At 49.0% G+C, this 25,233-nt stretch carries 26 protein-coding genes, 4 tRNA genes and 1 pseudogene; 5 read left to right on the top strand and 26 right to left on the bottom strand.

Features of this window, described 5'->3' with window-relative positions; all coding sequences use genetic code 11:
• Positions 1–73 precede the first annotated feature (73 nt).
• Positions 74–1,080, top strand: a pseudogene (locus LPB400_RS10560) (IS5 family transposase).
• A 399-nt stretch (positions 1,081–1,479) separates the two neighbouring features.
• Here the strand turns inward: LPB400_RS10560 and LPB400_RS10555 are convergent.
• The 16 genes from LPB400_RS10555 to LPB400_RS10480 form a co-directional block, all read right to left on the bottom strand.
• Positions 1,480–1,556, bottom strand: a tRNA-Asp gene (locus tag LPB400_RS10555).
• Positions 1,557–1,588: 32 nt separating this feature from the next.
• Positions 1,589–1,664, bottom strand: a tRNA-Val gene (locus LPB400_RS10550).
• Positions 1,665–1,703: 39 nt separating this feature from the next.
• Positions 1,704–1,780 (bottom strand) — tRNA-Asp (locus LPB400_RS10545).
• A 33-nt stretch (positions 1,781–1,813) separates the two neighbouring features.
• A tRNA-Val gene (locus LPB400_RS10540) sits at positions 1,814–1,889 on the bottom strand.
• A gap of 69 nt (positions 1,890–1,958) precedes the next feature.
• A complete protein-coding gene (locus LPB400_RS10535; RefSeq protein WP_219088951.1) occupies positions 1,959–3,941 on the bottom strand; it encodes a monovalent cation:proton antiporter family protein in 1,983 nt (660 codons plus the stop codon).
• 268 nt (positions 3,942–4,209) lie between these two features.
• Positions 4,210–4,956, bottom strand: coding sequence for a 3-oxoacyl-ACP reductase FabG (gene fabG, locus LPB400_RS10530; RefSeq protein ID WP_219088948.1), 747 nt, complete (start codon positions 4,954–4,956; stop codon positions 4,210–4,212).
• Positions 4,957–5,000: 44 nt separating this feature from the next.
• Positions 5,001–6,038 carry a glycosyltransferase family 8 protein gene (locus tag LPB400_RS10525; RefSeq protein WP_219088946.1) on the bottom strand — a complete coding sequence of 346 codons (1,038 nt, stop codon included), beginning with the start codon at positions 6,036–6,038 and terminating at the stop codon, positions 5,001–5,003.
• The gene (locus tag LPB400_RS10520; protein WP_070584842.1) at positions 6,031–7,101 is read right to left on the bottom strand and encodes a hypothetical protein; all 1,071 of its coding nucleotides are present in this window, start codon (positions 7,099–7,101) and stop codon (positions 6,031–6,033) included. The genes LPB400_RS10525 and LPB400_RS10520 overlap by 8 nt, the downstream gene beginning before the upstream one ends.
• A 55-nt stretch (positions 7,102–7,156) precedes the next feature.
• Entirely contained in the window at positions 7,157–8,158 is a 1,002-nt protein-coding gene (locus LPB400_RS10515) for a hypothetical protein (protein ID WP_219088944.1), read from the bottom strand.
• 72 nt (positions 8,159–8,230) lie between these two features.
• The gene (gene fabD, locus LPB400_RS10510; RefSeq protein ID WP_219088942.1) at positions 8,231–9,157 is read right to left on the bottom strand and encodes an ACP S-malonyltransferase; all 927 of its coding nucleotides are present in this window, start codon (positions 9,155–9,157) and stop codon (positions 8,231–8,233) included.
• A gap of 9 nt (positions 9,158–9,166) precedes the next feature.
• Entirely contained in the window at positions 9,167–9,514 is a 348-nt protein-coding gene (locus LPB400_RS10505; RefSeq protein ID WP_070460417.1) for a DUF1294 domain-containing protein, read from the bottom strand.
• Positions 9,515–9,565: 51 nt separating this feature from the next.
• Positions 9,566–10,528, bottom strand: coding sequence for a beta-ketoacyl-ACP synthase III (locus LPB400_RS10500; RefSeq protein ID WP_219088940.1), 963 nt, complete (start codon positions 10,526–10,528; stop codon positions 9,566–9,568).
• Positions 10,529–10,680: 152 nt separating this feature from the next.
• Positions 10,681–11,751 (bottom strand): phosphate acyltransferase PlsX, encoded by a 1,071-nt coding sequence (gene plsX, locus LPB400_RS10495; RefSeq protein ID WP_219088938.1) that lies wholly within the window; start codon positions 11,749–11,751, stop codon positions 10,681–10,683.
• Positions 11,752–11,872: 121 nt separating this feature from the next.
• Entirely contained in the window at positions 11,873–12,397 is a 525-nt protein-coding gene (locus tag LPB400_RS10490) for a phosphoribosyltransferase (RefSeq protein WP_150537211.1), read from the bottom strand.
• Between the two features lie 92 nt (positions 12,398–12,489).
• Positions 12,490–12,669, bottom strand: coding sequence for a 50S ribosomal protein L32 (gene rpmF / locus LPB400_RS10485; protein ID WP_002240035.1), 180 nt, complete (start codon positions 12,667–12,669; stop codon positions 12,490–12,492).
• A gap of 33 nt (positions 12,670–12,702) precedes the next feature.
• Positions 12,703–13,206, bottom strand: coding sequence for a YceD family protein (locus LPB400_RS10480; RefSeq protein WP_070713613.1), 504 nt, complete (start codon positions 13,204–13,206; stop codon positions 12,703–12,705).
• Positions 13,207–13,261: 55 nt separating this feature from the next.
• Between LPB400_RS10480 and LPB400_RS10475 the strand changes: the two genes are divergently transcribed.
• The gene (locus LPB400_RS10475; RefSeq protein ID WP_070460632.1) at positions 13,262–13,852 is read left to right on the top strand and encodes a Maf family protein; all 591 of its coding nucleotides are present in this window, start codon (positions 13,262–13,264) and stop codon (positions 13,850–13,852) included.
• Between the two features lie 54 nt (positions 13,853–13,906).
• Entirely contained in the window at positions 13,907–14,617 is a 711-nt protein-coding gene (locus tag LPB400_RS10470; protein ID WP_107769139.1) for an SAM-dependent methyltransferase, read from the top strand.
• Positions 14,618–14,712: 95 nt separating this feature from the next.
• Here LPB400_RS10470 and yidC read toward each other — a convergent pair whose 3' ends face one another.
• The 4 genes from yidC to rpmH form a co-directional block, all read right to left on the bottom strand.
• A complete protein-coding gene (yidC, locus tag LPB400_RS10465) occupies positions 14,713–16,359 on the bottom strand; it encodes a membrane protein insertase YidC (protein ID WP_107769140.1) in 1,647 nt (548 codons plus the stop codon).
• A gap of 118 nt (positions 16,360–16,477) precedes the next feature.
• Positions 16,478–16,699, bottom strand: coding sequence for a membrane protein insertion efficiency factor YidD (gene yidD, locus LPB400_RS10460; protein ID WP_003682178.1), 222 nt, complete (start codon positions 16,697–16,699; stop codon positions 16,478–16,480).
• On the bottom strand, positions 16,696–17,037 hold the full coding sequence (rnpA, locus tag LPB400_RS10455; RefSeq protein WP_070460400.1) for a ribonuclease P protein component: 342 nt from the start codon (positions 17,035–17,037) through the stop codon (positions 16,696–16,698). The genes yidD and rnpA overlap by 4 nt, the downstream gene beginning before the upstream one ends.
• 2 nt (positions 17,038–17,039) lie before the next feature.
• Positions 17,040–17,174 (bottom strand): 50S ribosomal protein L34, encoded by a 135-nt coding sequence (rpmH, locus tag LPB400_RS10450; protein WP_002214728.1) that lies wholly within the window; start codon positions 17,172–17,174, stop codon positions 17,040–17,042.
• A gap of 319 nt (positions 17,175–17,493) precedes the next feature.
• Here rpmH and dnaA point away from each other — a divergent pair, with 319 nt between their 5' ends.
• Positions 17,494–19,065, top strand: a complete 1,572-nt coding sequence (gene dnaA / locus LPB400_RS10445; RefSeq protein ID WP_107769141.1) for a chromosomal replication initiator protein DnaA — start codon at positions 17,494–17,496, stop codon at positions 19,063–19,065.
• A 106-nt stretch (positions 19,066–19,171) separates the two neighbouring features.
• Positions 19,172–20,275, top strand: a complete 1,104-nt coding sequence (dnaN, locus tag LPB400_RS10440; protein WP_107769142.1) for a DNA polymerase III subunit beta — start codon at positions 19,172–19,174, stop codon at positions 20,273–20,275.
• Between the two features lie 137 nt (positions 20,276–20,412).
• Here dnaN and LPB400_RS10435 read toward each other — a convergent pair whose 3' ends face one another.
• The 6 genes from LPB400_RS10435 to orn all read right to left on the bottom strand — a co-directional run bounded on the left by LPB400_RS10435 (position 20,413) and on the right by orn (position 25,220).
• On the bottom strand, positions 20,413–20,775 hold the full coding sequence (locus LPB400_RS10435) for a DUF7606 domain-containing protein (RefSeq protein WP_070460395.1): 363 nt from the start codon (positions 20,773–20,775) through the stop codon (positions 20,413–20,415).
• 297 nt (positions 20,776–21,072) lie between these two features.
• On the bottom strand, positions 21,073–22,659 hold the full coding sequence (locus tag LPB400_RS10430) for an L-lactate permease (protein ID WP_070460394.1): 1,587 nt from the start codon (positions 22,657–22,659) through the stop codon (positions 21,073–21,075).
• 331 nt (positions 22,660–22,990) lie between these two features.
• On the bottom strand, positions 22,991–23,626 hold the full coding sequence (locus tag LPB400_RS10425; RefSeq protein ID WP_107792258.1) for a 7-carboxy-7-deazaguanine synthase QueE: 636 nt from the start codon (positions 23,624–23,626) through the stop codon (positions 22,991–22,993).
• Between the two features lie 105 nt (positions 23,627–23,731).
• Complete coding sequence (locus LPB400_RS10420; protein ID WP_107792206.1) at positions 23,732–24,103, bottom strand: DUF1304 domain-containing protein; 372 nt, start codon at positions 24,101–24,103, stop codon at positions 23,732–23,734.
• A gap of 73 nt (positions 24,104–24,176) precedes the next feature.
• On the bottom strand, positions 24,177–24,599 hold the full coding sequence (queD, locus tag LPB400_RS10415) for a 6-carboxytetrahydropterin synthase QueD (protein ID WP_107792205.1): 423 nt from the start codon (positions 24,597–24,599) through the stop codon (positions 24,177–24,179).
• 63 nt (positions 24,600–24,662) lie between these two features.
• Entirely contained in the window at positions 24,663–25,220 is a 558-nt protein-coding gene (gene orn / locus LPB400_RS10410) for an oligoribonuclease (RefSeq protein ID WP_107792204.1), read from the bottom strand.
• Positions 25,221–25,233: the final 13 nt, after the last annotated feature.

Genomic DNA, 25,233 nt, shown 5'->3' with positions numbered 1-25,233 from the left:
CAGACGGCCTGAGACCTTTGCAAAATTCCCCAAAATCCCCTAAATTCCCACCAAGACATTTAGGGGATTTCTCATGAGCACCTTCTTCCAGCAAACCGCCCAAGCCATGATTGCCAAACACATCGACCGCTTCCCACTATTGAAGTTGGATCAAGTGATTGATTGGCAACCGATCGAACAGTACCTGAACCGTTAAAGAACCCGTTACCTTAGAGACCACCGCGGCCGTCCCGCCTATCCCCTATTGTCCATGTTCAAAGCCGTCCTGCTCGGACAATGGCACAGCCTCTCCGATCCCGAACTCGAACACAGCCTCATCACCCGCATCGATTTCAACCTGTTTTGCCGTTTCGACGAACTGAGCATCCCCGATTACAGCACCTTATGCCGCTACCGCAACCGGCGGCGCAAGACGACACCCTGTCCGAATTGCTGGAACTGATTAACCGCCAACTGACCGAAAAAGGCCTAAAAGTAGAGAAAGCATCCGCCGCCGTCATTGACGCCACCATTATTCAGACCGCCGGCAGCAAACAACGTCAGGCCATAGAAGTCGATGAAGAAGGACAAGTCAGCGGCCAAACCACACCGAGTAAAGACAGCGATGCCCGTTGGATAAAGAAAAACGGCCTCTACAAACTCGGGTACAAACAACATACCCGTACCGATGAGGAAGGTTATATCGAGAAACTACACATTACCCCCGCCAATGCCCATGAGTGCAAACACCTGTCGCCTTTGTTGGAAGGGTTACCCAAAGGTACGACCGTCTATGCTGACAAAGGCTATGACAGTGAAGAAAACCGGCAACATCTGGAAGAGCATCAGTTGTTAGACGGTATTATGCGCAAAGCACACCGCAAACATCCGCTGTCGGAAGCGCAAACCAAACGCAACCGATATTTGTCGAAGACCCGTTATGTGGTCGAACAAAGCTTCGGTACGTTACACCGTAAATTCCGCTATGCGCGGGCAGCCTATTTCGGACTGATTAAAGTGAGTGCGCAAAGCCATCTGAAGGCGATGTGTTTGAACCTTTTGAAAGCCGCCAACAGGCTAAGTGCGCCTGTTGCCGCCTAAAAGGCGGCCGGATGCCTGATTATCAGGTATCCAAGGAGGATTAAGGGGATATTTGAGTAGAATCAGTGGATCTTTGAAACAAAAACAGCCGAAAACCTTTGTTTGGATTTCGGCTGTCGGGGAGGAAAGGAATTTTGCAAAGGTCTCGGCCTTTGTGTAAGAAGGGGAGGCAAGTATTTATGTCTATTTTGAAAGATGATTTAGGGATTCGATGAATAAGCGTTTGGTGTGAATCAGCTTGAAATAGATGGTCTTGCAGGATTCAAACCATATTTTTTCAGACTTATTGTGTTGTCCTATTTTATATTATCTTAAAATAGCTGGATTTTTTATGAAAAGGCATAAGGTATAGACGAAAAAAATACCGGTAAAAACCGGTATTTTTTATTTTTAACTTGATGGCGCGGCGGACGGGGCTCGAACCCGCGACCCCCGGCGTGACAGGCCGGTACTCTAACCAACTGAGCTACCACCGCGCATCCATTGTCAGGGACAATGAAAAGGAAAGTGGTGGGTGATGACGGAGTCGAACCGCCGACATTCTGCTTGTAAGGCAGACGCTCTACCAACTGAGCTAATCACCCGAAAAAGGGAGATACTGAAGAGTCAGTATTTTTAAATAATGGCGCGGCGGACGGGGCTCGAACCCGCGACCCCCGGCGTGACAGGCCGGTACTCTAACCAACTGAGCTACCACCGCGCATCCACTGTCAAAGACAATGAAAAAGAAACTTGGTGGGTGATGACGGAGTCGAACCGCCGACATTCTGCTTGTAAGGCAGACGCTCTACCAACTGAGCTAATCACCCATGCGCAAAATTGCGAAGACGCTATTAAACCAAAAAATCCTGATGCGCGCAAGATTTATTTGCCGATAATTAGATATCTCCTTGCAAGCACCAGTTTTCAAAGGAAATAATTTCTTCCTGCTTGCCTGCGACAACCAAAATGTCGCCGGTTTCCAGAACAAAATCAGGGTCAAGGTCTTGGATTTTTCCGGTATTGCGGCGGATAAACAATAGTTTCAGATAATGCGCTGCCAATGGCAATTCACGGATGGTTTTACCGATGGCGTGTGCCTCGCCTTGCAATGGGAAGGCGTGGCGGCAGACGGCCTTGCTGTCTTCGTCGGAGAAACTGTCATCATCACTGCCGACAAACAAGTCTTGCAACGATGCATAGCGGCTGTGACGGATGTGGGTTATGGTTTGATAAACATGGTTGTAAGAGAGACCGTGACCCAACATGGCATAGCTTGCCAGCACCAGGCTAGTTTCTTTGGTATCGGAGACGGTTTCTTCCGCACCCATTTCGGTAAAGGTTTTGACGTAATCGTCATTGGTGGCTCGAACATAAACCGGCATGCTCGGATGCATGGACATGATGTTGCCGAGAACATGTTGGGTCTCGTGCATATTGTTCAGCGTGATGACCACCATTTTGGCGCGTCCTAAGCCAGCGGCTTCCAAGACTTCACGGCGTTTGGCATCGCCAAAGGAAACCGGTTCGCCTGCGTTGCGTGCCACTTGTACGCGGGCAATGTCCAAGTCAAGGGCAAAGTAGGGGATACCCTCTTGCGCCAATACACGGGCAACCGATTGACCGCCGCGCCCAAAACCGATAATCAGGACGTGTTCGGATTTGCTCATGGTTTCCACCAACATGGAATGTAAGTCCAAGGCTTTCATGTCCCAGTCGGATTTGACGAAGCGGCTGACGATGGCATCGCTGCTGCCCAAGATAAATGGTGCAGCAATCATGGAGAGCAAGACGGCTGCAGTGGCCGCTTGTTCCAATTCGGGCGAAACCATATTGATTTTGCTGGAAATGGCCAGCATCACGAAGCCGAACTCGCCGCCTTGTGCCAAATAAAGCGCACTCTTGAGGCTGTCGCCCACAGGGTTTTTCATGCGTAAAGCGATGATGAAGACGACCAGTGCTTTCAAGACCAACAGGATTGCCAATAAAATCAGGATTTGCTGCCAGTTGCCGATCAGCGCCTGAATATCGAGCTTCATACCGACGGTAATGAAGAAGAAGCCCAGCAGGATGTCGCGAAATGGACGGATGTCGTCTTCCACCTGAATACGGTATTCGGTTTCGGAAAGCAGCATACCGGCGACGAATGCGCCCAATGCCATAGACAGGCCTTCAAGCTCTGTCAGATAGGCCACACCCAAAGTAACCAGCAAAACGTTGATCATGAAGAGTTCGGACGATTTGCGTTTGGCAACCAGTCTGAACCAGCGCGACATCACGCGGCTGCCGACAACGAACAAAATGCCCAAGGTCAGCAACATTTTCAAACCAGCCAAGCCCAGCTCTACCCACAAGTTTCCTTCGCTGCCGCCAGCAAGTGCCGGAATCAGAATCATCAGCGGTACCACGGCAATATCTTGCATCAGCAAAACACCCATAGCCATTTGACCATGCGGCTGACCCAGCTCGGTTTTCTCCGACAGAATGCGGCTGACAATGGCGGTGGACGACATGGTCAGTGCGCCCGCAGTGGCAAACGCCCAGTTAAACGGCGTGCCCATTGCCATCAAAATGCCCATAATCGAGAGCATGGTAATGATAACTTGCAAACCGCCCAAGCCGAATACGAGGCGGCGCATGGCTTTGAGTTTGGGCAGGGAGAATTCGAGACCGATGCTGAACATCAAGAACACAATGCCGATTTCGCCCAAATAGTCGGTAGCGTGGCTTTGCGGAATCAGTTTGAACATACCCGGACCGGCAATAAAACCGACCAAAAGATAACCGAGCATGGAAGGAATGTTGAACTTGCGACAGCAGATAACCGTAATGACGGAAACCAACAGGACAATGACAATGGGACCGAGGGAGAATTCGTGCATAGAGTGGGCGGCCTTTCGTTAAAAGTAGCTATTGTTATATAGGCCGTCTGAAACACGTCGAAAACCGACAGCAAACCCAAATAAAAACGCACAGAACGAACTTCATTTCTGCGATTTGATTTCCCGTATCATGCTTATTTGGACTTACTGTTTCGAGCGTTATCTAACGGATTATTAAGATTATATCAAGATAGAATGTAAAGTAGTGTTTTGGTTGACAAAAAGGGCCGTCTGAAATATTCAGACGGCCTTTAAATAAACAAACGGTTTAAGGCATCAACATGCCGCCGTTGACATGAAGTGTCTGACCGGTAATGTATTTTGCCTGATCAGATGCCAAGAACAAGACTGCATCGGCAATATCTTGTGCTTCACCGAATTTGCCCAAAGAAGTTTGCGCTTCAAAGGTTTTGCGGGTTTCTTCCGGCAGAGCGCGGGTCATATCGGTGTTGATAAAGCCGGGGGCGACGCAGTTGACGGTAATGCCGCGGCTGCCGACTTCGCGCGCCATGGATTTGGAAAAACCGATCAAGCCCGCTTTTGCCGCCGCATAGTTGGTTTGACCGGCATTGCCCATCACGCCGACAACAGAAGTGATGTTGATGATGCGGCCGGCACGCTGTTTCATCATGCCGCGCAATACGGCTTTGGAGGCGCGGAACACAGATTTGAGGTTAACCTGCATGATGTCGTCCCACTCTTCCTCTTTCATGCGCATCAGGAGGTTGTCGCGGGTAATGCCGGCGTTGTTGACCAGAATATCCAGTTTGCCGAATTCTTTTTCGATGTCGGCAATCAGGTTTTCGATGGTTTCAGGTTCGGCAGAATTCAATGCACGGCCTTCGCCGCCCCATTGTGCCAAGCGTTCGCCGATTGCAACCGCGCCACTCTCACTGGTGGCAGTGCCGATAACTTTTGCACCGGCCGCAGCCAAAGTATCGGCAATCGCCGCACCAATACCGCGCGATGCGCCGGTTACCAAAGCGATTTTGCCGCTTAAATCTTGTGTACTCATGTTTTATTCCTTAATTGCGATTGGAAAAATGGTTTCAGACGGCCTTATTTACCTAGGGAGGGTGCTTGATACCGTCGTTTGTTGATTCTGCGTAATAAATATTCTTTGTAGTATGCCCATGCTTGCTTTTTTTGTCCTTGTTTCCAAAGCCGTTTGGCTGCTTGTCTAAATTTCCTTTTAGGATTTGGAAAGGGCAACCAAGTTGATAGAGGTTGTTCTAGATATCCGTTATTCCATGGGGAATTCTTAAAATATTGATCATATGTAGGGTGGAAGCCTAATTGATGCCACGGTTTGATATGACCAACAAAATGGACTAAGCGGATATTGTTGGGATTGTCGATTAATTCACTGTATTTTTGATGCCAATGTATCCAGTTAAAGTTTTCTGAAAGCCAGTGTACATGACCTATACAGGCTAAATTCAAAATATCTTGGTCTGGACAGGAGAGTTTAAAATTCTGTTTTTCTACGGCTTGCATTTTTTCAGACAAAATTTTATCTATTACCATATCATTCCATTTGTCAATATTGAATAGAATGACCCCAGAGTTGAAATAAGGCTCAGTATCTGTAAAACCAAATTGATTGAGTTGTTTTATATATGCTCTGTATAAGATTGCATCAGGTACGGCGGCAATCAAAGAATTTGAAATGTCGATTTCAAATAAATCATCAATGTTACCCAAGCACAGTACATCAGTATCTAAATAAAGTGCAGTATGAGCAATACCTTTTAATAAGCAAGGGATACTCATACGGTAATACATAGCGATAGTAAAATAATGAGTAGTTTGCAGGGTAGAAAAGTATTCTGTATTTAAATGGTAAACGCTTATTGCGTAGTTTTGATTTGATGTTTCAATTTGATTGAAAATATTAAAATCATAACCTTCTGAACCACTAACTAACAAATGAAAATGTATTGAGCTGGTATTGTTTTGCAATACAGAAAGTAACGCAGTGCCGATGTGTTTGATATAGTTTTGATCGGCTGCATAAACAATATGTTTCGGTTGTTCAATGAATTCTCGTTTGCGGATATGAACGGTTTCTAATACTAATTTTTCTCGGTTAAACATTTAAATTCTCCACAACTTCTCTATCGATTTCAGGTAATCCGATAGGGATATTCGGTTCAATATCAAATGCGCAGCTGATCCAGTTGCTGAAGCTGTATTTGTGTTTTAGGCCGGGGGCAAGCGGTACGTACGGCAAGGTCAGGAAGGCTTTGAGTTCGTCAAGGTTGCTTCCATTCCAGTAGAACATATTGTTCGGGTGATAAAAATCGTAATGTACGATGGTCGGATTGGTCGTAATCAGTTTTTTGTCCAAACCGATCGCTTCGAAAATCCGCAAAGAGAGGCCGTAGTGCTTGCGGTTGAGGAAATCTACCAATACGGAGGATTTGGCCGCTTCTTCTAAGTTTTGACGATAGGAGAGGGCGTTTTCAAATGAGAAGAACTCGACTTCGGGAATGCCTAAAGCCGCTTTTTCTTCTTCGATTTTCTTACTGGCCAAGCGGAAATCTATTTCTAAACCGATTGAACGCGCAGCTTCGCAAAATGCACGGATGTCGTTGTTGCGGTCGGCAGCGTACGAGCCGATAAACAAGATTTTGTTTTGCGGGTTTTCAGACGGCCTGAAGCTGTCAAAGTAGAAGCTGGTGGTTGGAAAGAGTTTTTCGGTGTATTCGGGGTGTTTGCCTTGGTCAAACGGATCGAAAAAGTAAAATTTGTCGAAAAATTCGATGTTGTCGAAGTCTTCTTTTAAGAAGGTCAGGGCTTCCCAGTTGTAATACACCATTAATTTTGAATGCGCTCTGAGCTTGGCGATGAAGTCTTTCGGATAGGCGCCCAGCCAAATCATGAAGCAATAATCCGCTTGTTCGGGATGTTCGCTTAACAGGGTATTGAGGCGTTCTTCTACGGCGCGGAACATGGTCCGTTTTTTGAAGTCTTTTTGTCCAAGAATATTTCGATACCAGATTTTTTTCAGCCGTTGAAATACATTTTTGTATTTGAACTCTTTTTCTTCATAGGTCAGAGACAGCACTTCAAATCCGCATTTTTCCAAGTTCTCAATAATGAGTTCGTGGATTTTGAAGAGTTCCGGCATGGCGAGAATGACTTTTTTCTTACTCATAATGTATTCAATATAATATTTTGTCAGGCAGGTATATTTGCCATAGGCAATAGGGTTAATCAATGCCGAGCAGGCGGTTCAGCCATTGTGTAAATGAATAATAGGCTTTGATTTCAGGGTCAGGTTGCTGATACGGGCGTGCCAAAAATTCAGGTAATGCGTCTAAATTACCGCCGTCCCATACGAACACACGGTCTGGGTGGTATAGGTCGGTCTCCAATATATGTTTGTTGGTGGTAATCAGTTTTTTATCGAAACGCAACGCATCAAAGATACGGAATGATAAGCCGTAATGTTCGAATTGTGCAAAATCGACGACTGCGCCGCAACTTTGCACTTGGCTGAGGTTTTCTTCAAAGCTGAGTATGCTGCTGCGGTTAAGATAGCGGATGCCGTTGTGTCCGAAGGCTTTTTCAGCCCTGTCGTCTTTGCAGTAGATATGAAAATCCAAGGGCAGGTTGAGGCGTTCGGTTTCTTGGATAAAGTGTTTGGTTTGCTCTTCGCGTCGGAGTTCGTAGCCGCCTAAAAAGTAGAGTTTGTTAGTGGGTGCATATTCAGCCACGGGAAAGTCAAAGTAAAAATTAGTGGTGGCTTTGAAACGGCATTGTGGATATTTTTGAATATCGTCGGGATCGAAAACCCAGCATTGGTCAAAATAATCCAAATATTCAATAATATCTGGGAAGCGTCCTACGCCATCCCATTGATAATTCACGCAAACATTGCTGTGTTCGCGGATGGTGGCGATGATTTCTTTGGGGTAAATATTGGCGCGGATACAGAGCGCATAATCGGCTTTTTTGCCGTTTAGCAAGGCCAATTTTTGTTGAATGTCGTCGAGGTGGCGGCTGTATTTGAGGTATTTTTTATAGTTGCCGTCTTTGGTGATGTGTTTGTGGTAGAGGTTTTTGAGTCTGCTGCCCAAGTTCGGGTAATAGGAATCTCGGTCGTCATAGCACAGATTAATGACATCAAAACCAAGAAAACGCAGATTTTTTTCGATACATTGATCCAGTCCGTACATGTAGGGAACGGCAAGAATAATGGTTTTTTTCATAATGTATTCGGATTGGAGTGGGCTGATTTTTCAGACGGCCTTGCCTGACAGGATAGGCCGTCTGAAAACGTTTTAGTGAGCTTCGATAAATGCAGCCACTTGATCGGCATTGGTCAATGCGCTGCATACGGCTTCTTTGTTGATGCGTTTGGCGAGGCCTGCGAGGACTTTGCCGGGGCCGCATTCGGCGGATTCGGTGATGCCTTCGGAGACAAGTTCGTTGACGGTTTCTGTCCAGCGCACCGGGCTGTACAGTTGGCGTACCAAGGCATCTTTGATTTTGTCGGCATCATCATAAGAAGCGACATCGGCGTTATGAATAACGCGGATTTGCGGTTGTTTGATGGTGATGTCTTTCAGTGCTTCGGCAAGTTTTTCCGCTGCAGGCTTCATGAGGCTGCAATGTGAAGGAACGGAAACGGGCAGCGGCAGGGCGCGTTTGGCTCCGGCTTCTTTGGCGGCGGCCATGGCGCGTTCGACTGCGGTGGTATTGCCGGCGATAACGACTTGGCCTGGGGAGTTGAAGTTGACGGCTTCAACGACTTCGCCTTGTGCAGCTTCGGCACAAATGGCTTTCACTTGTTCGTCTTCCAACCCCAAAATAGCGGCCATTGCGCCTACGCCTTGCGGTACGGCAGATTGCATGAGCTCGGCGCGCAGACGGACCAGTTTGACCGCGTCTGCGAAATTCAATGCGCCGGCAGCGACGAGGGCGGTGTATTCGCCGAGACTGTGACCTGCAACGACTGAAGGGATTTTACCACCGGCTTCCAAGTAGGCGCGGTAAGTGGCAATACCGGCGGCCAGCATGATGGGCTGGGTGTTGACGGTTTGTCCGATTAATTCGGCATCTTCGCCGTTAATCATTGCCCACAGGTCTTGACCCAATACGGCGGAAGCTTCGTCAAATGTGGCTTTAACGATGGCTTGCTCGGCAAAGCCGTTCATCATGCCTAGGCTTTGTGAGCCTTGTCCGGGGAAGAAGAATGCGAAAGACATGGTAATTCCTTATTGGTTTGAATGTTTGAGGGTGTCTGCCAGCAGAAGGAGGGTGGCGACAGTATTGGTTGCGGTGGTCAGCCGGAAGGTGCGGACAAATCCGGGTTTGCTGGTTTTATGCCGGAATATGAGGCTGCCGCAATAACCGCCCGGCCAGCCACCAAGCAGGTTGAGCAGGTGCAATTTTGCTTCGGGTATGCGCCTGCCGTGCTTGCGTGCGCGCTGTTTGTCTTGGTAGTAAAGCAGGAAAACGTATGCACTTAGCGCGAGATAGGCAATTGCCAGTTTGGGCAATATTACAGCCGTTATGCTTAAAAACAGGCTGCTGATGCAGAGTGCAAACGTTAGGGATTTCATGGGTTTGAGCAGAATAGGCCGTCTGAAAGAGGTGTTCAGACGGCCCAATCGTTAGTATTTCACTAAAACCGCACCCCAGGCAAAACCGCCGCCGATGCCTTCGAGCAAGAGGTTTTGTCCGCGTTTGATTTGGCCGTTTTTAATGCCGACATCCAGTGCCAGTGGAATGGAGGCGGCGGAAGTGTTGCCGTGGTCTTGGACGGTCAAGATCACTTTGTCCATGCTCAAGCCCAAGTGTTTGGCGGTAGAGTCGATAATGCGCTTGTTGGCTTGGTGCGGCACAATCCAATCGATTTGATCGGCGGTGTAACCGGCTTCTTCGATAACGTCATCTGCAATTTTTGCCAGCATTTTGACGGCAAACTTGAATACGCCGGGGCCGTCCATACTGATGTAGGGTGAGCCGCAAACCTGGCCGTTAGCGATTTGTCCGGGGACGTTTAAAAGGTTGAGGTAGTTGCCGTCGGCTTTGAGTTTGCCGTGGATGATGCCCGGTTCGTCAGATGCGCTTAAGACAACCGCGCCTGCGCCGTCACCAAAGAGGACGCAGGTGGTGCGGTCGTTCCAATCAACGATGCGGCTGAAGGTTTCTGCGCCGATAACCAAAGCGTTTTTCGCCATGCCGCTTTTGATGTAGGCATTAGCAGTGGTCATGGCATACATAAAACCGGCGCACACGGCTTGTACGTCAAAGGCAGGGCAGCCGTTGGTTATGCCTAATTTTTGCTGCACGATGGTCGCCGTGGAGGGGAACTGCATGTCTGGAGTGGCTGTGGCGACGATAATCAGATCGATATCGTCAGCCTGCAAATCGGCATCTGTCAAGGCGCGGCGCGCTGACTCGGCGGCCAAGTCGCTGGTTTTTTCGCTGTCGTCTGCAATATGGCGAAATTTGATACCTGTACGCGTGGTAATCCACTCGTCGGAAGTGTCCACTTTTTTGGCAAGGTCGTCATTGCTGACGCGGTTGGCAGGAAGGTAGCTGCCTGTACCGGAAATTTTGGCATATTGCATGAGAACGGCCTTTTTAGAGAGTTGATTCAGATAGTCGGGTATTGTAAGCGAAAATGGGAAAATTCCCAATATTAAGAATGAAGTCGGTGATTAAAGATAAAAACAGGCCGTCTGAACATTGTGAAGTTTCAGACGGCCTGTATATATCAGCCTTAAGCTTCCGTTGTTGGAGTAGCGGTTTCTTCCAGTTCGGCTGCTGCTTTGGCGGCTTCCAAAGCAGCCAACTGGGTGGCTACTCCTTGTTCGATTTGAGCGAGGCCGGCAGATTTGGCTTCGTGGTAGGCTTCTTCCAAAGCATAACGGAAGCCGACTTCGTCGGTTCCGCCGTGGCTCTTAATCACAATACCGCGTAAACCAAGCAGAATAGCGCCGTTAAATTTGCGCGGATCCAATTTGCCTTTCAGACCTTTGAGTGCGGGCAGGGCGGCAATAGCGGCAAGTTTGTTGAACAGGGTGCTTTGGAATTCGCGTCGGATGGCGCCGCTCATGAATTTAACCGCGCCTTCGATGGTTTTGAGCATAACGTTGCCGACAAACCCGTCAGCGACAATGACATCGGCTTCGCCATACAAAACGCTGTTGCTTTCGATATTGCCGATAAAGTTGAGTTTGCTGCTGCTCAACAGTTTAAAGGTTTGTTTGACGGCATCCGTACCTTTGATGTCTTCTGTGCCGACGTTCAAAAGGGCGACGCGCGGGCTGCCTTTTTCGGGGTGTAGCGCATGTACCAGCTCGCTGCCGATGATGGCAAATTGAACCAGTTGTTCGGGCGTACAGTCAACGTTGGCACCCAAATCCAAAGCCAAAGTAACGTGTTCGCTGTCGGATGGCAGGAATTTGGCGATGGCAGGACGCTCAATGCCGGGAATGGTTTTGAGGACGAATCGGGCGGTCGCCATCAGTGCGCCGGTATTGCCTGCCGATACGGCGGCTTGCGCATTGCCTTCTTTGACTTGGTTGATAGCGATGCGCATGGATGATTCTTTTTTGTTTTTCAGCGCGGATTGCGGCGCTTCATCCATTTCAACGACTTGCGCTGCATGGCAGACGGTAATGCGGTCCATAGGCGCGCCTGCCAAGCTTAATGCTTGGCGGACTGCTGCTTCATCTCCGACCATAATCAGATGTACGTCGGATTGCTGTTTCAGGAAATCCACTGCACCGGGGACGGTAATCGCAAGGCCTGCATCTCCGCCCATGGCATCTACGGCCAGTGTAATCATGTTGTTCTCCGGTTTGTGTGTTTCAGACGGCCTCAGACAATCGGACAAGCACACTCATCTGATTTTCAGGAGATTGAATTGAAAATCAGATGAAAAGGCTTGTTGCGACGTCGTGCCAGACTTATTGGTTTTGCGCGGCCAATTTGTTGTGTTCGTCGATGTCCAGCGCGTCCCAAGGATAGTTGATCCACCAGTCTTCAACGGTGATGCCGCTGAAATAAGGGACGCCTTCGGGAATTCTGCCGACTTTGGCTTTGATTTTTTCATGCAATACTGCCACGCCGATGGTGCCGAAATCTTCTTTCAGCAATTCGGTCAGGCAAAATTCCATGGTAACGCGGCTGTCATCCACTTCGTCAACGACCAGTACATTTTTGCCTTTCAGGACATCTGGAACGGGATCAAGCCATTGGACTTTTTTCACTTCCTCGGTAACTTGACCTTCGTTATCGCTGTCGTAGTAGGCTGTGGTGACGGCGTAAATCGGAATTTCCAAGAAGCAGCGCAACATGCGGGCAGGGATAAAACCGCCGCCGCCAATGGCAATCATGGCATCGTATTTGGTGCCGGAGTTTTGGATTTTTTCCGCCAATCCTTTGATTACGCGGTGGATGTCGTCGTAGGTGTACCAGATTTTACGTTTCATGGTGTGCTTCCGAAGAGGAAAATACAGGGTGCAATGCAAAAAAGCCAGTCATTGCATGGCAATATTCTGGCTTTTTCAGTCAGACGAACGGATTATTCGCCTTTAGCTTTTACCACTTTACGGCCACGGTACATACCGTTTGGAGAAATGTGGTGTGGACGATGCACTTCGCCGGTTGCGCTGTCAACAGACAGAGAAGGCGCAGTCAGAGCGTCGTGTGAACGGTGCATACCGCGTTTAGAAGGGGATTTTTTGTTTTGTTGAACGGCCATTTCAAGCTCCTAGATAAATAAACTGTGTCCTAATTAACTGCTTTTCAAACCTGCTAAAACAGCGAAGGGGTTTGGTTTGTCCCGATTGACTTCATCCAGTGTTCCATTGTTGCCGCAGTCTTCGTGTCGAGGGGAGAAAGGGAGCGACATCAGGATTTGGTCTTCAACCAGAGTCCGCACGTCAAGCTCTTTTTCGAGCAGCATGCCTTCCAATTCTTCATCGGCAAGCATGGCTTCGTCCAAACTCTCTTCATCGGCAAACAGGACGATACGGCTGGTTTCATCGAGTAGAAACGGCATGGGCGTAATGCAACGCTGGCAAATCAGGGGCATGTCGGCTTTGACGTTTAAATCGAGAAACAGACGGTGCAGCCGGTCACGACCGCCTTGCAGCGTAAACGACACGCGTGTCTGTTTGTCGGCCGGATAATCGTGCGAACTGACTCGTTCATCCAATTCTTCGAGCAGGAAACTGCCTTGCAGATTCTGCCCTTCGGCGGCGAAAACTTCTGGGTCAATCAAATTAGGGTATGACATAAACGGAGTATGATATAATTTCGGCGGTCTAACGTCAATGTTTTTAAGTAAAAATATGGAAGTAAAACTGCCTTTGGTTTTAGGGTCGAGTTCGGTTTTCCGCTGCGGACAGCTTCGCCGTTTGGGTATCGATTTTCAGACGGCATCGCCTGATTTTGACGAAACGCCTATTGCGGGCGAGCATGCAGGCGAGACGGCGTTGCGTTTGGCTGAAGGCAAAGCCCGTTCATTGGCGGCAACTTTTCCTGCTGCGCTGATTATCGGCGCAGACCAAGTGGCATGGTGCGAAGGACGTCAATTGGGTAAGCCGATGAACGTCGCAAATGCACAACAGATGCTGGCGGACTTAAGCGGAAAACGGATTGAATTTTACAGCGCAATCGTGCTTTTGAATACTGCTACGGGCAAGGTTCAGCATCATGTCGATCATACGGTGGTTGCCATGCGCCAGTTGTCGCAGGAACAAATCAGCCGATATTTGGAACGCGAGCCGGATGCGGTTTATTGTGCCGGTGCGGCAAAGAGCGAGGGTTTGGGCGCCGCTTTGTTGGAGCGTATTGAAAGTACGGACCCGAATGCTTTGATCGGCCTTCCGATTTTCCGTCTGATTGATTTTTTGAAAAACGAAGGTGTGGAAGTTTTATAGTTTGAGGCCGTCTGAATGTGTTCAGACGGCCTGAGATTTTTTGGAGTTGGAAGAATGAAACCGATTTTGTATTTGATTCCTACCCCTTTGGGTGCGCCTGATACGCCATGCCTGTTGCCGCATGAACAACAGGCGATTGTCGGGCTGACGGATTTTATCGTGGAAGCGGAAAAAACAGCGCGCGCGCATTTGAAACATTTGGGCGTGACTACGCCTATCCGCGAGCTGAATCTGCAAACGCTGAATGAACACACGGATTTGAAGATTTTGCCGGAATTGCTGAAACCTTTGCAAGAAGGGCGCAGTATGGGTATTGTCAGCGAGGCGGGTTGTCCGGCTGTTGCCGATCCGGGAGCGAATTTGGTGGCGTTGGCGCATAAACACGGTTTTGAAGTACGGCCTTTGGTCGGCCCGTCCAGCTTGTTGCTGGCGCTGATGGCTTCGGGTGCGAATGGGCAAAACTTTGCATTTAAGGGTTATCTGCCGTCTGAAAAAAGTGAGCGCATTCAGAGTTTGAAGGCTTTGGAACAACGTTCGCGCCAGCAGAATGAAACGCAGCTGTTTATCGAAACGCCGTATCGTAACGATGCGTTGTTGGCTGATGCGGTGGAAAACCTGCATCCTGAAACGCGCTTGTGCGTGGCTACGGACTTGACCTTGCCGACACAGGAAATCATCAGTCAGACGATTGCGCAGTGGAGAAAAAGAAAAGAAATGCCGAATTTGAAAAAACGCCCGACGATTTTTGTGTTGCATGCTGCTTAAAACTGGATTGGATTCAATCTCAAACTGTATTTGTTTGGGGAAATAAAAAAAGGCCGTCTGAACAACAGACGGCCTTTGTGTTGCCTAAACCTTCATCAAGAAACGACTTCGCCTTGGGCGCGTTGTTTTTCGATACTGCGGTTGATGTGCCATTGTTGGGCGATGGTCAAGAGGTTGTTGACTACCCAGTACAGAACCAAACCGGCAGGGAAGAAGAAGAACATGATGGAGAAAATCAAAGGCATGACTTTCATCATTTTCGCCTGCATAGGGTCGGTTGACGGCGGATTCAGATAAGTCTGTGCAAACATGGTTGCCGCCATAATAAAAGGCAGGATGTAGAAAGGATCCGGACGGCTCAAGTCGGTAATCCAACCCAACCAAGGCGCTTGGCGCAATTCTACGGAGGCGAACAATGCCCAGTACAGACCGATGAAGACGGGGATTTGCAACAGCATAGGCAGACAGCCGCCCAGCGGATTGATTTTCTCGTCTTTGTAAAGCTGCATCATGGCTTGTTGCTGCGCCATGCGGTCATCGCCGTATTTCTCTTTGATGGCTTGCAATTTAGGTGCGGCGGCACGCATTTTTGCCATAGAGCGGTAAGAGGCGTTGGTCAATGGATACAGTACGGCTTTGACGATGATGGTCAAAACGATGATTGCCCAGCCCCAGTTGCCGATGATGTTGTGCAGTTGGTTCAAGAGCCAGAAGAGCGGGGAGGCGAACCAGTGTACTTTGCCATAGTCTTTGGCCAGTTGCAGTTTGTCGGCGATGTTGGCGATAACGGAAGTGGTTTGCGGACCGGCATACAGGTTGATAGCGGTTTCGGCTTTTGTACCGGCTTGGATGGCGGCTAAAGGCACGCTGACGCTTGCGCTGTACAAGTTGTCGTTGCGGCGTTTGATGTCGATACGGCAGTCGCCTGCGGTGCAAACGCTTTGGCCGTCTTTAGGCTGCAAAATCCAAGTGGACATGAAATGGTGTTCAATCATGCCGAGCCAGCCGGTCGGCGTTTTGCGGATGTATTCGGCTTCGGATTTGCCGGATTTGGCATCGTCGTCCAAATCAGAGAAGCTGACTTTTTGGAAGCCGCCTTCAGGGGTATAAACCACCGGGCCGACGTAAGAGCGGGTGAAGTAGCCTTGGCCTTCGGGTTCGCTGTGGTCGCGGACGATGCGGTAGTCTGCGCTCAGGTTGACAGGTTGGCCGTTGCTGTTGGTAATGTCAAAGCGGACGTTAACCAAGTAGCTGCCTTTGGTGAAAGTATAAACTTTGTTGATTTTCAGGCCGTTGGTTTCAGGTGCGCTCAAGCGGACTTCAACTTTGTCGCCTTCCAAACTGTATTGTTTTTGCAGAGCGGTAAAGCTGATGCCTTTCAGAACGTTGTTGCCTTGTGCGTCCAAAAGCTCGGATTGGGCAACGTAGGTGTATTCCTTGCCGTCGTTAAACAGGACGAAAGGTTTGTGTTCGTCGCCGGTTGCTTTGTATTGCAAGAGGGTCAGCTGACGCAGGTCGCCGCTTTTCTCATCGATGACGGCTTTAACTGTGTCTGTGGTAACGGTAATAGGAGAAGCCGGGGCAAGCGCGGCTTCGGCAGCGGCTTTTGCCGGAGCAGTGGCCGTTTGCTGTTGCGCGGCTTGTTGCGCCGGATTAGGTTTGGGGCTGGGGAAAAAATGTTCCCAGCCGGCAAAAATTGCCACTGAAATGGCAAAAAACGCCATTAGTCTTTTAAAATCCATAAGAGATTCCTGGAATTGACGGATAGGTAATCGAGATGAAAACTGCTTCAGACGGCATTATATAGAAACCGACGGGAAATTAAAGAAAATCGTGTTCTTTAAATGGTTGACAGCAGCATTATGGAACAGGGTCATGTCCGTGTCCGCCGAAAGGATGGCATCGTGCGATGCGTTTGATTGCCAGCCATCCGCCTTTGAATGCGCCGTATTTTTTGACGGCTTCGACTGCGTATTGTGAACAGGTCGGGGTATAGCGGCAGCGCGGCGGAATGAGGGGGCTGATGCAGTATTGGTAAAAGCGGATGAGTGCAAGGAGGAGCTTGGAAAGCAGGGTATTCATCGGCGTTTTTTCATCAGCTGGGCAAGTTGGCTTCGGGCTTCCGGAGCAGTTTCCCGATTAAACGCCTGACGCACGCGCACAACAAAATCATGCGGCGGCAGCTGGTGTTGATTCAGCCTGAACCAGTCGCGGATGACGCGCTTCATATAATTGCGGTCATGGGCGCGTTTGGCGGTCTTTTTGCTGACGACCAAACCAAGGCGCGGATGGCCGAGCGCGTTGTCTGCGGACTGGGAGACTTGCAGTAAATCGCGGCTGCGTCGGTTTTTCAACGCAAAAACGGATGAAAAATCATCCGTTTTTAATAAGCGATACTGCTTCGAGAAGCCGTAATTCAAAATTATACAGCCAGGCGTTTGCGGCCTTTGGCGCGACGGGCAGCCAATACTGCGCGACCACCGCGGGTTTTGGAGCGAACCAAGAAGCCGTGGGTGCGTTTACGTTTGGTAACGGAAGGTTGATAAGTGCGTTTCATGATGTTTCCTAAAAATTGGTAGATAATTAAACTGTGAATTACACTCCAATTTGCTGCTTTTGTCAATCAATATAAAAACTTTTCGTTGGCCAAAGTGTGACAACTGGTTTTATGCATTGATAGAATTTGTGGATAAAATTTTGCGGCGGTTGTGGATAAAAAAGAGCGGAATGGGTATAATCGCCCAATCTTGCTTTTCTCTGTGCGCAAGGCCGTCTGAAAGCAGCGGGAGTGTCGTAAAAATTTGATTTTTATCGGATTGCCTATCTGCTCTGCCTTCTTGTATTTCCCAAATCTTCCATTTTCCGAGCTTAATCTCATGACGTTAGCTGAATTTTGGCCGCTGTGCCTTTGCCGCCTTCACGAAATGTTGCCTGCCGGGCAGTTTGCGCAATGGATTGCGCCTTTGACCGTGGGTGAAGAAAACGGCGCATGGGTGGTGTATGGTAAAAACCAATTTGCCTGCAATATGCTCAAAAGCCAGTTTGCCACCAAAATTGACGCCGTGCGTGCCGAATTGGTGCCTCAGCAGGCTGCTTTCGCGTTTAAGCCGGGCGTAGGTGTGCATTATGAAATGGCGGCTCAGGCTGTTGCGCCGGTGCAAGTGCAAGAAGTCATTGAAGTTGAAGAGTGTGTAGAGCCTGTTCAAATGCCTTTGCAAACTGCTGCGCCAATGGAAGAAGATAGGCCGTCTGAAACGGTTTCCAAGCCTGCCACTGCCATGACGGCTGCCGAGATTTTGGCGCAACGCATAAAAAACCTGCCGCATGATGAGCCTCAAGTGCAAACTGCTGCTCCGGCTGAATCTAAAGCAGTTGCCAAAGCCAAAACCGACGCGCAACACGATGCGGAAGAAGCGCGCTACGAACAGACCAATCTGTCGCGCGACTATACATTTGAAACTTTGGTGGAAGGTAAGGGCAACCGCCTTGCCGCCGCAGCTGCCCAAGCGATTGCTGAAAATCCGGGGCAGGGTTACAACCCGTTTTTCTTATACGGTAGTACCGGTTTGGGTAAAACCCACTTGGTGCAAGCCATCGGCAACGAATTGCTGAAAAACCGTCCTGATGCCAAAGTGCGCTATATGCACTCGGACGACTATATCCGCAGCTTTATGAAGGCTGTGCGCAACAACACTTATGATGTATTCAAGCAACAATACAAACAATATGACCTGCTGATTATCGACGATATTCAGTTCATCAAAGGCAAAGACCGTACGATGGAAGAGTTCTTCTATCTGTACAACCATTTCCACAACGAGAAAAAACAACTGATCCTGACGTGCGACGTATTGCCTGCCAAAATCGAGGGTATGGACGACCGTCTCAAGTCCCGTTTCTCATGGGGCTTGACTTTGGAACTCGAACCGCCCGAATTGGAAATGCGCGTGGCGATTTTGCAGAAAAAGGCAGAAGCAGCCGGCATCAGTATCGAAGACGAAGCCGCTCTGTTTATCGCCAATCTGATCCGCTCCAATGTGCGTGAGCTGGAAGGCGCGTTCAACCGTGTCAGCGCCAGCAGCCGTTTTATGAACCGTCCTGTCATCGACATGGATTTGGCGCGTACGGCTTTGCAGGATATTATTGCCGAGAAACACAAAGTCATTACTGCCGACATCATCATAGATGCGACAGCCAAATACTACCGTATTAAAATCAGCGATATATTAGGCAAAAAACGTACGCGCAACATCGCCCGTCCGCGCCAAGTTGCCATGAGCCTGACCAAAGAGCTGACCACGCTCAGTCTGCCTTCTATTGGCGATGCCTTTGGCGGCCGCGACCACACGACTGTGATGCACGGTGTTAAAGCGGTGGCGAAACTGCGTGAAGAAGATCCCGAATTGGCGCAAGACTACGAAAAACTGCTGATTTTGATTCAGAACTGACCCAATGCAATATTCAGACGGCCTGATGTCAATGTGAGGCCGTCTGAATACAAAAAATATTTTAAAATACCCAAATCAACCGATTTCAAATTCAAAGGAATGGAACATGCTGATTTTACAAGCCGATCGCGACAGTCTGCTCAAGCCGTTGCAAGCCGTTACCGGTATTGTCGAACGTCGCCATACTCTGCCGATTTTGTCCAATGTGTTGCTGGAAAGCAAAGACGGACAAACCAAACTTTTGGCAACCGACTTGGAAATCCAAATCAATACCGCCGGCCCTGAAAGTCAGGCAGGCGATTTCCGTATTACGACCAACGCTAAAAAATTCCAAGACATTTTGCGCGCCCTGCCTGACAGTGCGCTGGTGTCACTGGATTGGGCGGACAACCGTTTGACTCTGCGCGCGGGAAAATCCCGTTTTGCCCTGCAAACCCTGCCGGCTGAAGACTTTCCATTAATGAACGTCGGCAGCGACGTCAGCGCGACTTTCTCGCTGACTCAAGAAACCTTCAAAATCATGCTTTCGCAAGTGCAATACAGCATGGCGGTTCAAGATATCCGCTATTACCTCAACGGCTTACTGATGCAGGTTGAAGGAAACCAGCTGCGCCTTGTTGCAACCGACGGCCACCGCCTTGCTTATGCGGCCAGCCAAATTGAAGCAGAACTGCCGAAAACGGAAGTAATCCTGCCGCGCAAAACGGTATTGGAACTCTTCAAGCTGCTGAACAATCCGTCCGAGTCCATCACCGTTGAGCTTTTGGACAATCAAGTACGCTTCCAATGCAATGGCACGACCATTGTCAGCAAAGTCATCGATGGCAAATTCCCTGACTTTAACCGCGTGATTCCTTTGGATAACGACAAGATTTTCCTCGTATCCCGTACCCAGCTTTTGGGTGCGCTTGAACGTGCCGCCATTCTTGCCAATGAAAAATTCCGCGGCGCGCGACTGTTCCTGCAGCCTGGTTTGCTGAGTGTTGTATGTAGCAACAACGAGCAGGAAGAAGCACGCGAAGAGCTTGAAATCGCTTATCAAGGCGGAGAACTCGAAGTCGGTTTCAACATCGGCTACTTGATGGATGTGTTACGTAACATCCACTCCGATGATATGCAGCTTGCTTTCGGCGATGCCAACCGTTCAACGCTGTTTACTGTGCCGAACAATCCGAATTTCAAATACATCGTGATGCCGATGCGTATTTAATTGGGTGAACAAACAAAAAGAGCGTGTACGGGACACGCTCTTTTTTATAGGATTGAATCAAAAGGCCGTCTGAAAATTGTTTTTCAGACGGCCTTTTGATTAAACCGGGATGATTCGGTTAAATAGGAAAACTGGGATTAACGTGGACGTGGTTCGCAGTTTTTCACCAGGAATGAGCCGTTAGGGGCGTTCACGCCAACTACTTCAGAAGTAGTGTGGGTGTTTTTGTCGATGAAACCGGCAGACATTGCATAACCTTGACGGTTGGTGAAAGTAGTGCCAGTGCTGTCAGAACGTTTTTTGTTGACAACCAAAGAGGCTTTTTTGCCACCGGCGTTTACGTCAGCAGTAACTGCACGGCCGCTACGGTCAAAGCCGTACATCACGTTCAGTGATTTGCCACCGTCACAATGGTAAGAAACGAAGCCGGCAGGTGCAGCGGCAGCAGAGAAGGAAACAGTAGCCAATGCGGCTGCAGTGATAACAGAAAGTAATTTCATGATCTAAGCTCCATATGAGGGTTGTGTGTTATCTTGCAAAATGAGAAAGGGTTTCCGTTTGCAGATGAAGCGTATTTTAGGCGTTTTGTCGGTAGTGGCAATTAGGTAAATTGCAAAACAGTGTTTACTTATGCTTACCCGATTGTTTATTAATAGAAAGTTGTTTGTAATTTGGTGTTGCAAAGTGGTTATGCGGATTGTTGCGGAATATATACATTAATGATTCTTTAAGAAATATAGCAAAAGAATACAAAAAAGGCCGTCTGAATATTCAGACGGCCTTTGATATGAAGCGGTTTACAAGAAGAAAATTGAAGCGATAGTCACGGCGATGACACCATAGATGCTCATCGGGATGACAGTTTTCTTGATGATCGCGCCTTCGGCGTTGTTTACGTTCAACACGCTGCATACGGCGATGATGTTGTTGATGCAGACCATGTTACCCATTGCGCCGCCTACGGATTGCAGGGCGAGGATGAGGGTAACGGACAGGCCGGTATCAAGCGCGATTTGTTGTTGAATCGGACCAAAGGTCAAGTTGGATACAGTGTTGGAGCCGGAGAAGAATGCACCGATTGCACCCAGGTATGGGGAGAAGTACACCCAGTGTTCGCCAGCCATATTGGCAAATTCTTTACCGATGATTTTCACCATGGAGTCGTCGCCGCCAACCATCATCAGTTGAACCATAATCAGCGCACCCATCAGGGCAAGCAGAGGTTTTTTGGTTTGGTTGAAGGTTGCAGCGTAGAAAGACCATGCATCTTTGAATTTGGTTTTGTACAGCAGGATGCAAATCCAAACGGTGAAGACAAACGGAATCCAAGCCGGAACGTAGAGGGTTTGGTAGGAAGCGTTTACGCCTTGACCGAAGATGTTGCCGAAGGTGATGGTCAGGGAGTCGCTGACGGTGATTTTGGACAAATCAAACGGCAGTTGGAAGCTGAACCATTCTTCTTTGCTGGTCAGCAGGCCTTTGATGCCCAGCTGTTTGATACGGGTTATCACCAGCATGCCGATCAGCATACCCAAAGGAGCAAGTGCTTTGGCAACTTGTGCGAAAGGTACTTTTTCTGCATTCGGGTCTTTGGCGTAATCTTTGCTCAAGCCCCAGCCGCGGTTTGCGGCGAATACGGATACCATCAGGCCGATTGCGCCGGCAACCAGAGATGGGAATTCTTCATTGACCATCGCCAATGCAACGTAAGGAAGGGTACAGGAGAATACGGCGATACCGATGAAGCCCAAGTTTTTGCGGATTTCAGCCCAAGGTACGATGAAGCTCAAGCCGATAACAGGGATGATGAAACCAGCAAAGAAGTGCATTACGCCGGTTTGCATACCGATTTCCATAATGCTCTTTTGATCCAAGCCCAAAGGAGCGAAGCCGAACCAAGTCGGGGTACCTACTGCACCGAAGGATACGGGTACGGAGTTCATGACCAAAGTGAAGATGGCTACTTTTAATGGGTTGAAGCCCAAGCTCATCAGGATTGGCGCGGCAATGGCGGCAGGTGTGCCGAAACCGGATGCGCCTTCAATCATAAAGGCGAAAGACCAGCCGATGATCATCAACTGGGCAATCGGATTCGGGCTGATGGTGGCCAGCCATTTGCGGATGACATCGATACAGCCGGTGGTTTCCATCATGCGGTTAAACATAATGGCACCGAAAATTACGGTAATCGGGGTCAGGGTAGAGACGAGGCCGGACGCGGCTGTTGCGTTGAGCAACATGGCGTCGTCGCCGAAATAAAACAGTTTGATGGCATAAATCAGCGCGGCGGTAATCGGCAACGCGACGTAGGACGGCATACTGTTTTTCTTAACCATCAGCCAGATCAGCAGCACGATGGGAAAAATACTGAGAAAGAGAGCCATGGGATTATCCTCGGGGCAACAAGCATCATAACCGTCAATCAATGGGGTTTGATGCGATGTGTTGAGTAGTTAATGTTTTTCGAATAAGGATTGCTATTTTTTTAGATGCAACCAGTTATCAGGTAAATTGGTTTTACCAATTTATGAAAACTGTTGCACACTTTACGTAATCTTATGTAATCGGTCAAGAGGTTTGTAACAAAAAAGGCTGTCTGAAATTGGGTTTTCAGACAGCCTGAGAGCATTGCCAGTAGTGCATTTGGTCGAATATCGAATGGTATTTACATTCAATATTTTGTAAAGATTTTGTTTTTAATTGATTTCAAACGAATTATTCTATTCCTGCCCATTTATGCGTTTGTACGCTCAATTGCCAATGGACGAGTGCATCGGGTCGGCTGTTTAACACACCGATTTGGCGGATGGTGTCGTAGATATTCATCACACCATCTTTCTCGCAAGGCGAGAGGTAGTAATGTTGGGCGCGGATTTTGCGTTCCATCTCTTGGCAAAATGCAACGACATCGCTGTCGGCAACAATGCGCACTTCATTAGCTTTCTCGATGCAACTGGATTCATATTTGGCGGCGTAGCAGGCTTTAGGGCTGGTGGCAACGTAGTCGATTTGCGGCGGCGCGGGGTTGAGGCCGTTGGTTTCGATACACAGGAAATAGCCTTCGGCTTTGAGTGTGTTGAGCAGGGTATCCAAATGCGGTTGGATGGTAGGCTCGCCGCCGGTAATGATGATGTTGCGCGCCGTGTAGGTTTTCAGACGGCCCAAAATATCGGACAGGCTCATCATGCCGAATTTGAGGTAGTCGGTATCGCACCAGCTGCACGCGAGATTGCATTTGCCCAAACGGATGAAAACGGCGGGCATGCCTGTATTCCAGCCTTCGCCTTGCAGGCTTTCAAAGATTTCGACAATGCGGTATTGGGGATTGTTCGGCGTGATGTGAATGGTCATGAATGTCGGGTGTGGGGTTTTAATTGTTGTGGTGAAGCGTTTTAAGAAATCGGTTGAGGCAGCCATTCTTTCTGTTAGTTCGAGTGGAAAGAACGGCTGGTGTGTTTAAGCGGCAATGACGGCTGCGGCGGCCAAAAATGCCGGCAAGCCTTGTTTGAGCAAAATGCCTTTGTTGCCGGATGAAAACGCGCCCCATGCGGCGGCGATGAGGACAAAGCCGAGGAACAGGATGGTCGCGCCGTAAACCGCGTTGTCGGGTGCGGCAAAGCGCGCCCATACCAAGCCGATGGCGAGGAAACCGTTGTACAGGCCTTGGTTGGAAAACAGGGTTTGCACGCGCTTTTGTTCCATAAATTCGTAAGGCATGTTGAACAGCTCTGACGCTTTTTCGCTTGGGATTTGCGTCATTTCGAGCCAGGCGACGTAGAAATGTTCGACAGCGACGAAGAGGACGAGGAGGGTGGAGATGATTTTCATGAAGATTCCTTTTGATGTTTAGCGGATGGGTGTGTTTGTGGAACAGGGCGTCTGAAAAATACAAAATGCTGGTTTAGTCTCCTTCATATTCCGCACACGACGTCGGCGTTTCCCATAGTTTCACGCTGCACACTTTGACACCGGCATTTTTCAGACGGCCATACATTTCTACGCTCATGTTTTCGGCTGTGGTGCGGCAGGGCAGGCGCAGGGTTTTCATGTTCCAACTTTCCAAAAGCGCGGCGATTTGGCTTTCGCGTTCGTTGTTGCCGTGATAGATGAAGGCATGGTCGAACGGGTCGGTAATGTGTTGTTTGACGATGGTTTTCAGGTCGGTAAAGTCCATCACCATGCCGTCTTTTGCGCCGCCTTGGATAACGGGCGCGGAGACGATGATTTCGAGTTTGTAGGTGTGGCCGTGCAGGTTTTGGCATTTGCCGTCATGCCCGTCGAGCATGTGCGAGGAATCGAAGGTAAAGATTTTGGTGATTTTCATGAGATGAGGGAAGCCGATGAGGCCGTCTGAACGGTGTCAAACCGGTTTCAGACGGCCTTAAGATTATTGTTCGGAAGGGAGTTTGAGGAAATGCTCGCGATAATGGCGCATTTCTTCGATACTTTCGAGGATATCGTCCAATGCCTTGTGCGAACCGCGTTTGACCACGCTTTTGGCAACGGCCGGATTCCAGCGTTTGGCCAATTCTTTCAGCGTGGATACGTCTAAGTTGCGGTAGTGGAAATAGGCTTCCAAACGCGGCATGTATTTGACCATGAAGCGGCGGTCTTGATGGATGGAGTTGCCGCACATGGGCGTCGATTTCTCAGGTATCCATGCGGACATGAAGTCCAACAGGTTTTGCTCGACTTCGGCTTCGGTCAGTTTGGATTTGCGCACGCGTTGGGTCAGGCCGGTGCGGCCGTGGGTGGCGGTGTTCCACTCGTCCATGCTGTTGAGCAACTCGTCGCTTTGATGGATGACGTATACGTCCGATTGCGCCAGTACGTTCAAATCGGAGTCGGTAATGATCATGGCGACTTCGATAATGCGGTCGTGTTCCGGGTTGAGGCCGGTCATTTCCATATCGAGCCAGCAGAGATTGTTTGCGTTTTGGGTCATTTCAGACGGCCTT

The sequence above is a fragment of the Neisseria perflava genome (genome assembly GCF_019334725.1).
GTDB classification, from domain to species: Bacteria; Pseudomonadota; Gammaproteobacteria; order Burkholderiales; family Neisseriaceae; genus Neisseria; species Neisseria subflava_A.
Note: the sequence above shows the minus strand (reverse complement) of the source record. Positions and strands in the feature narration are given on the sequence as shown.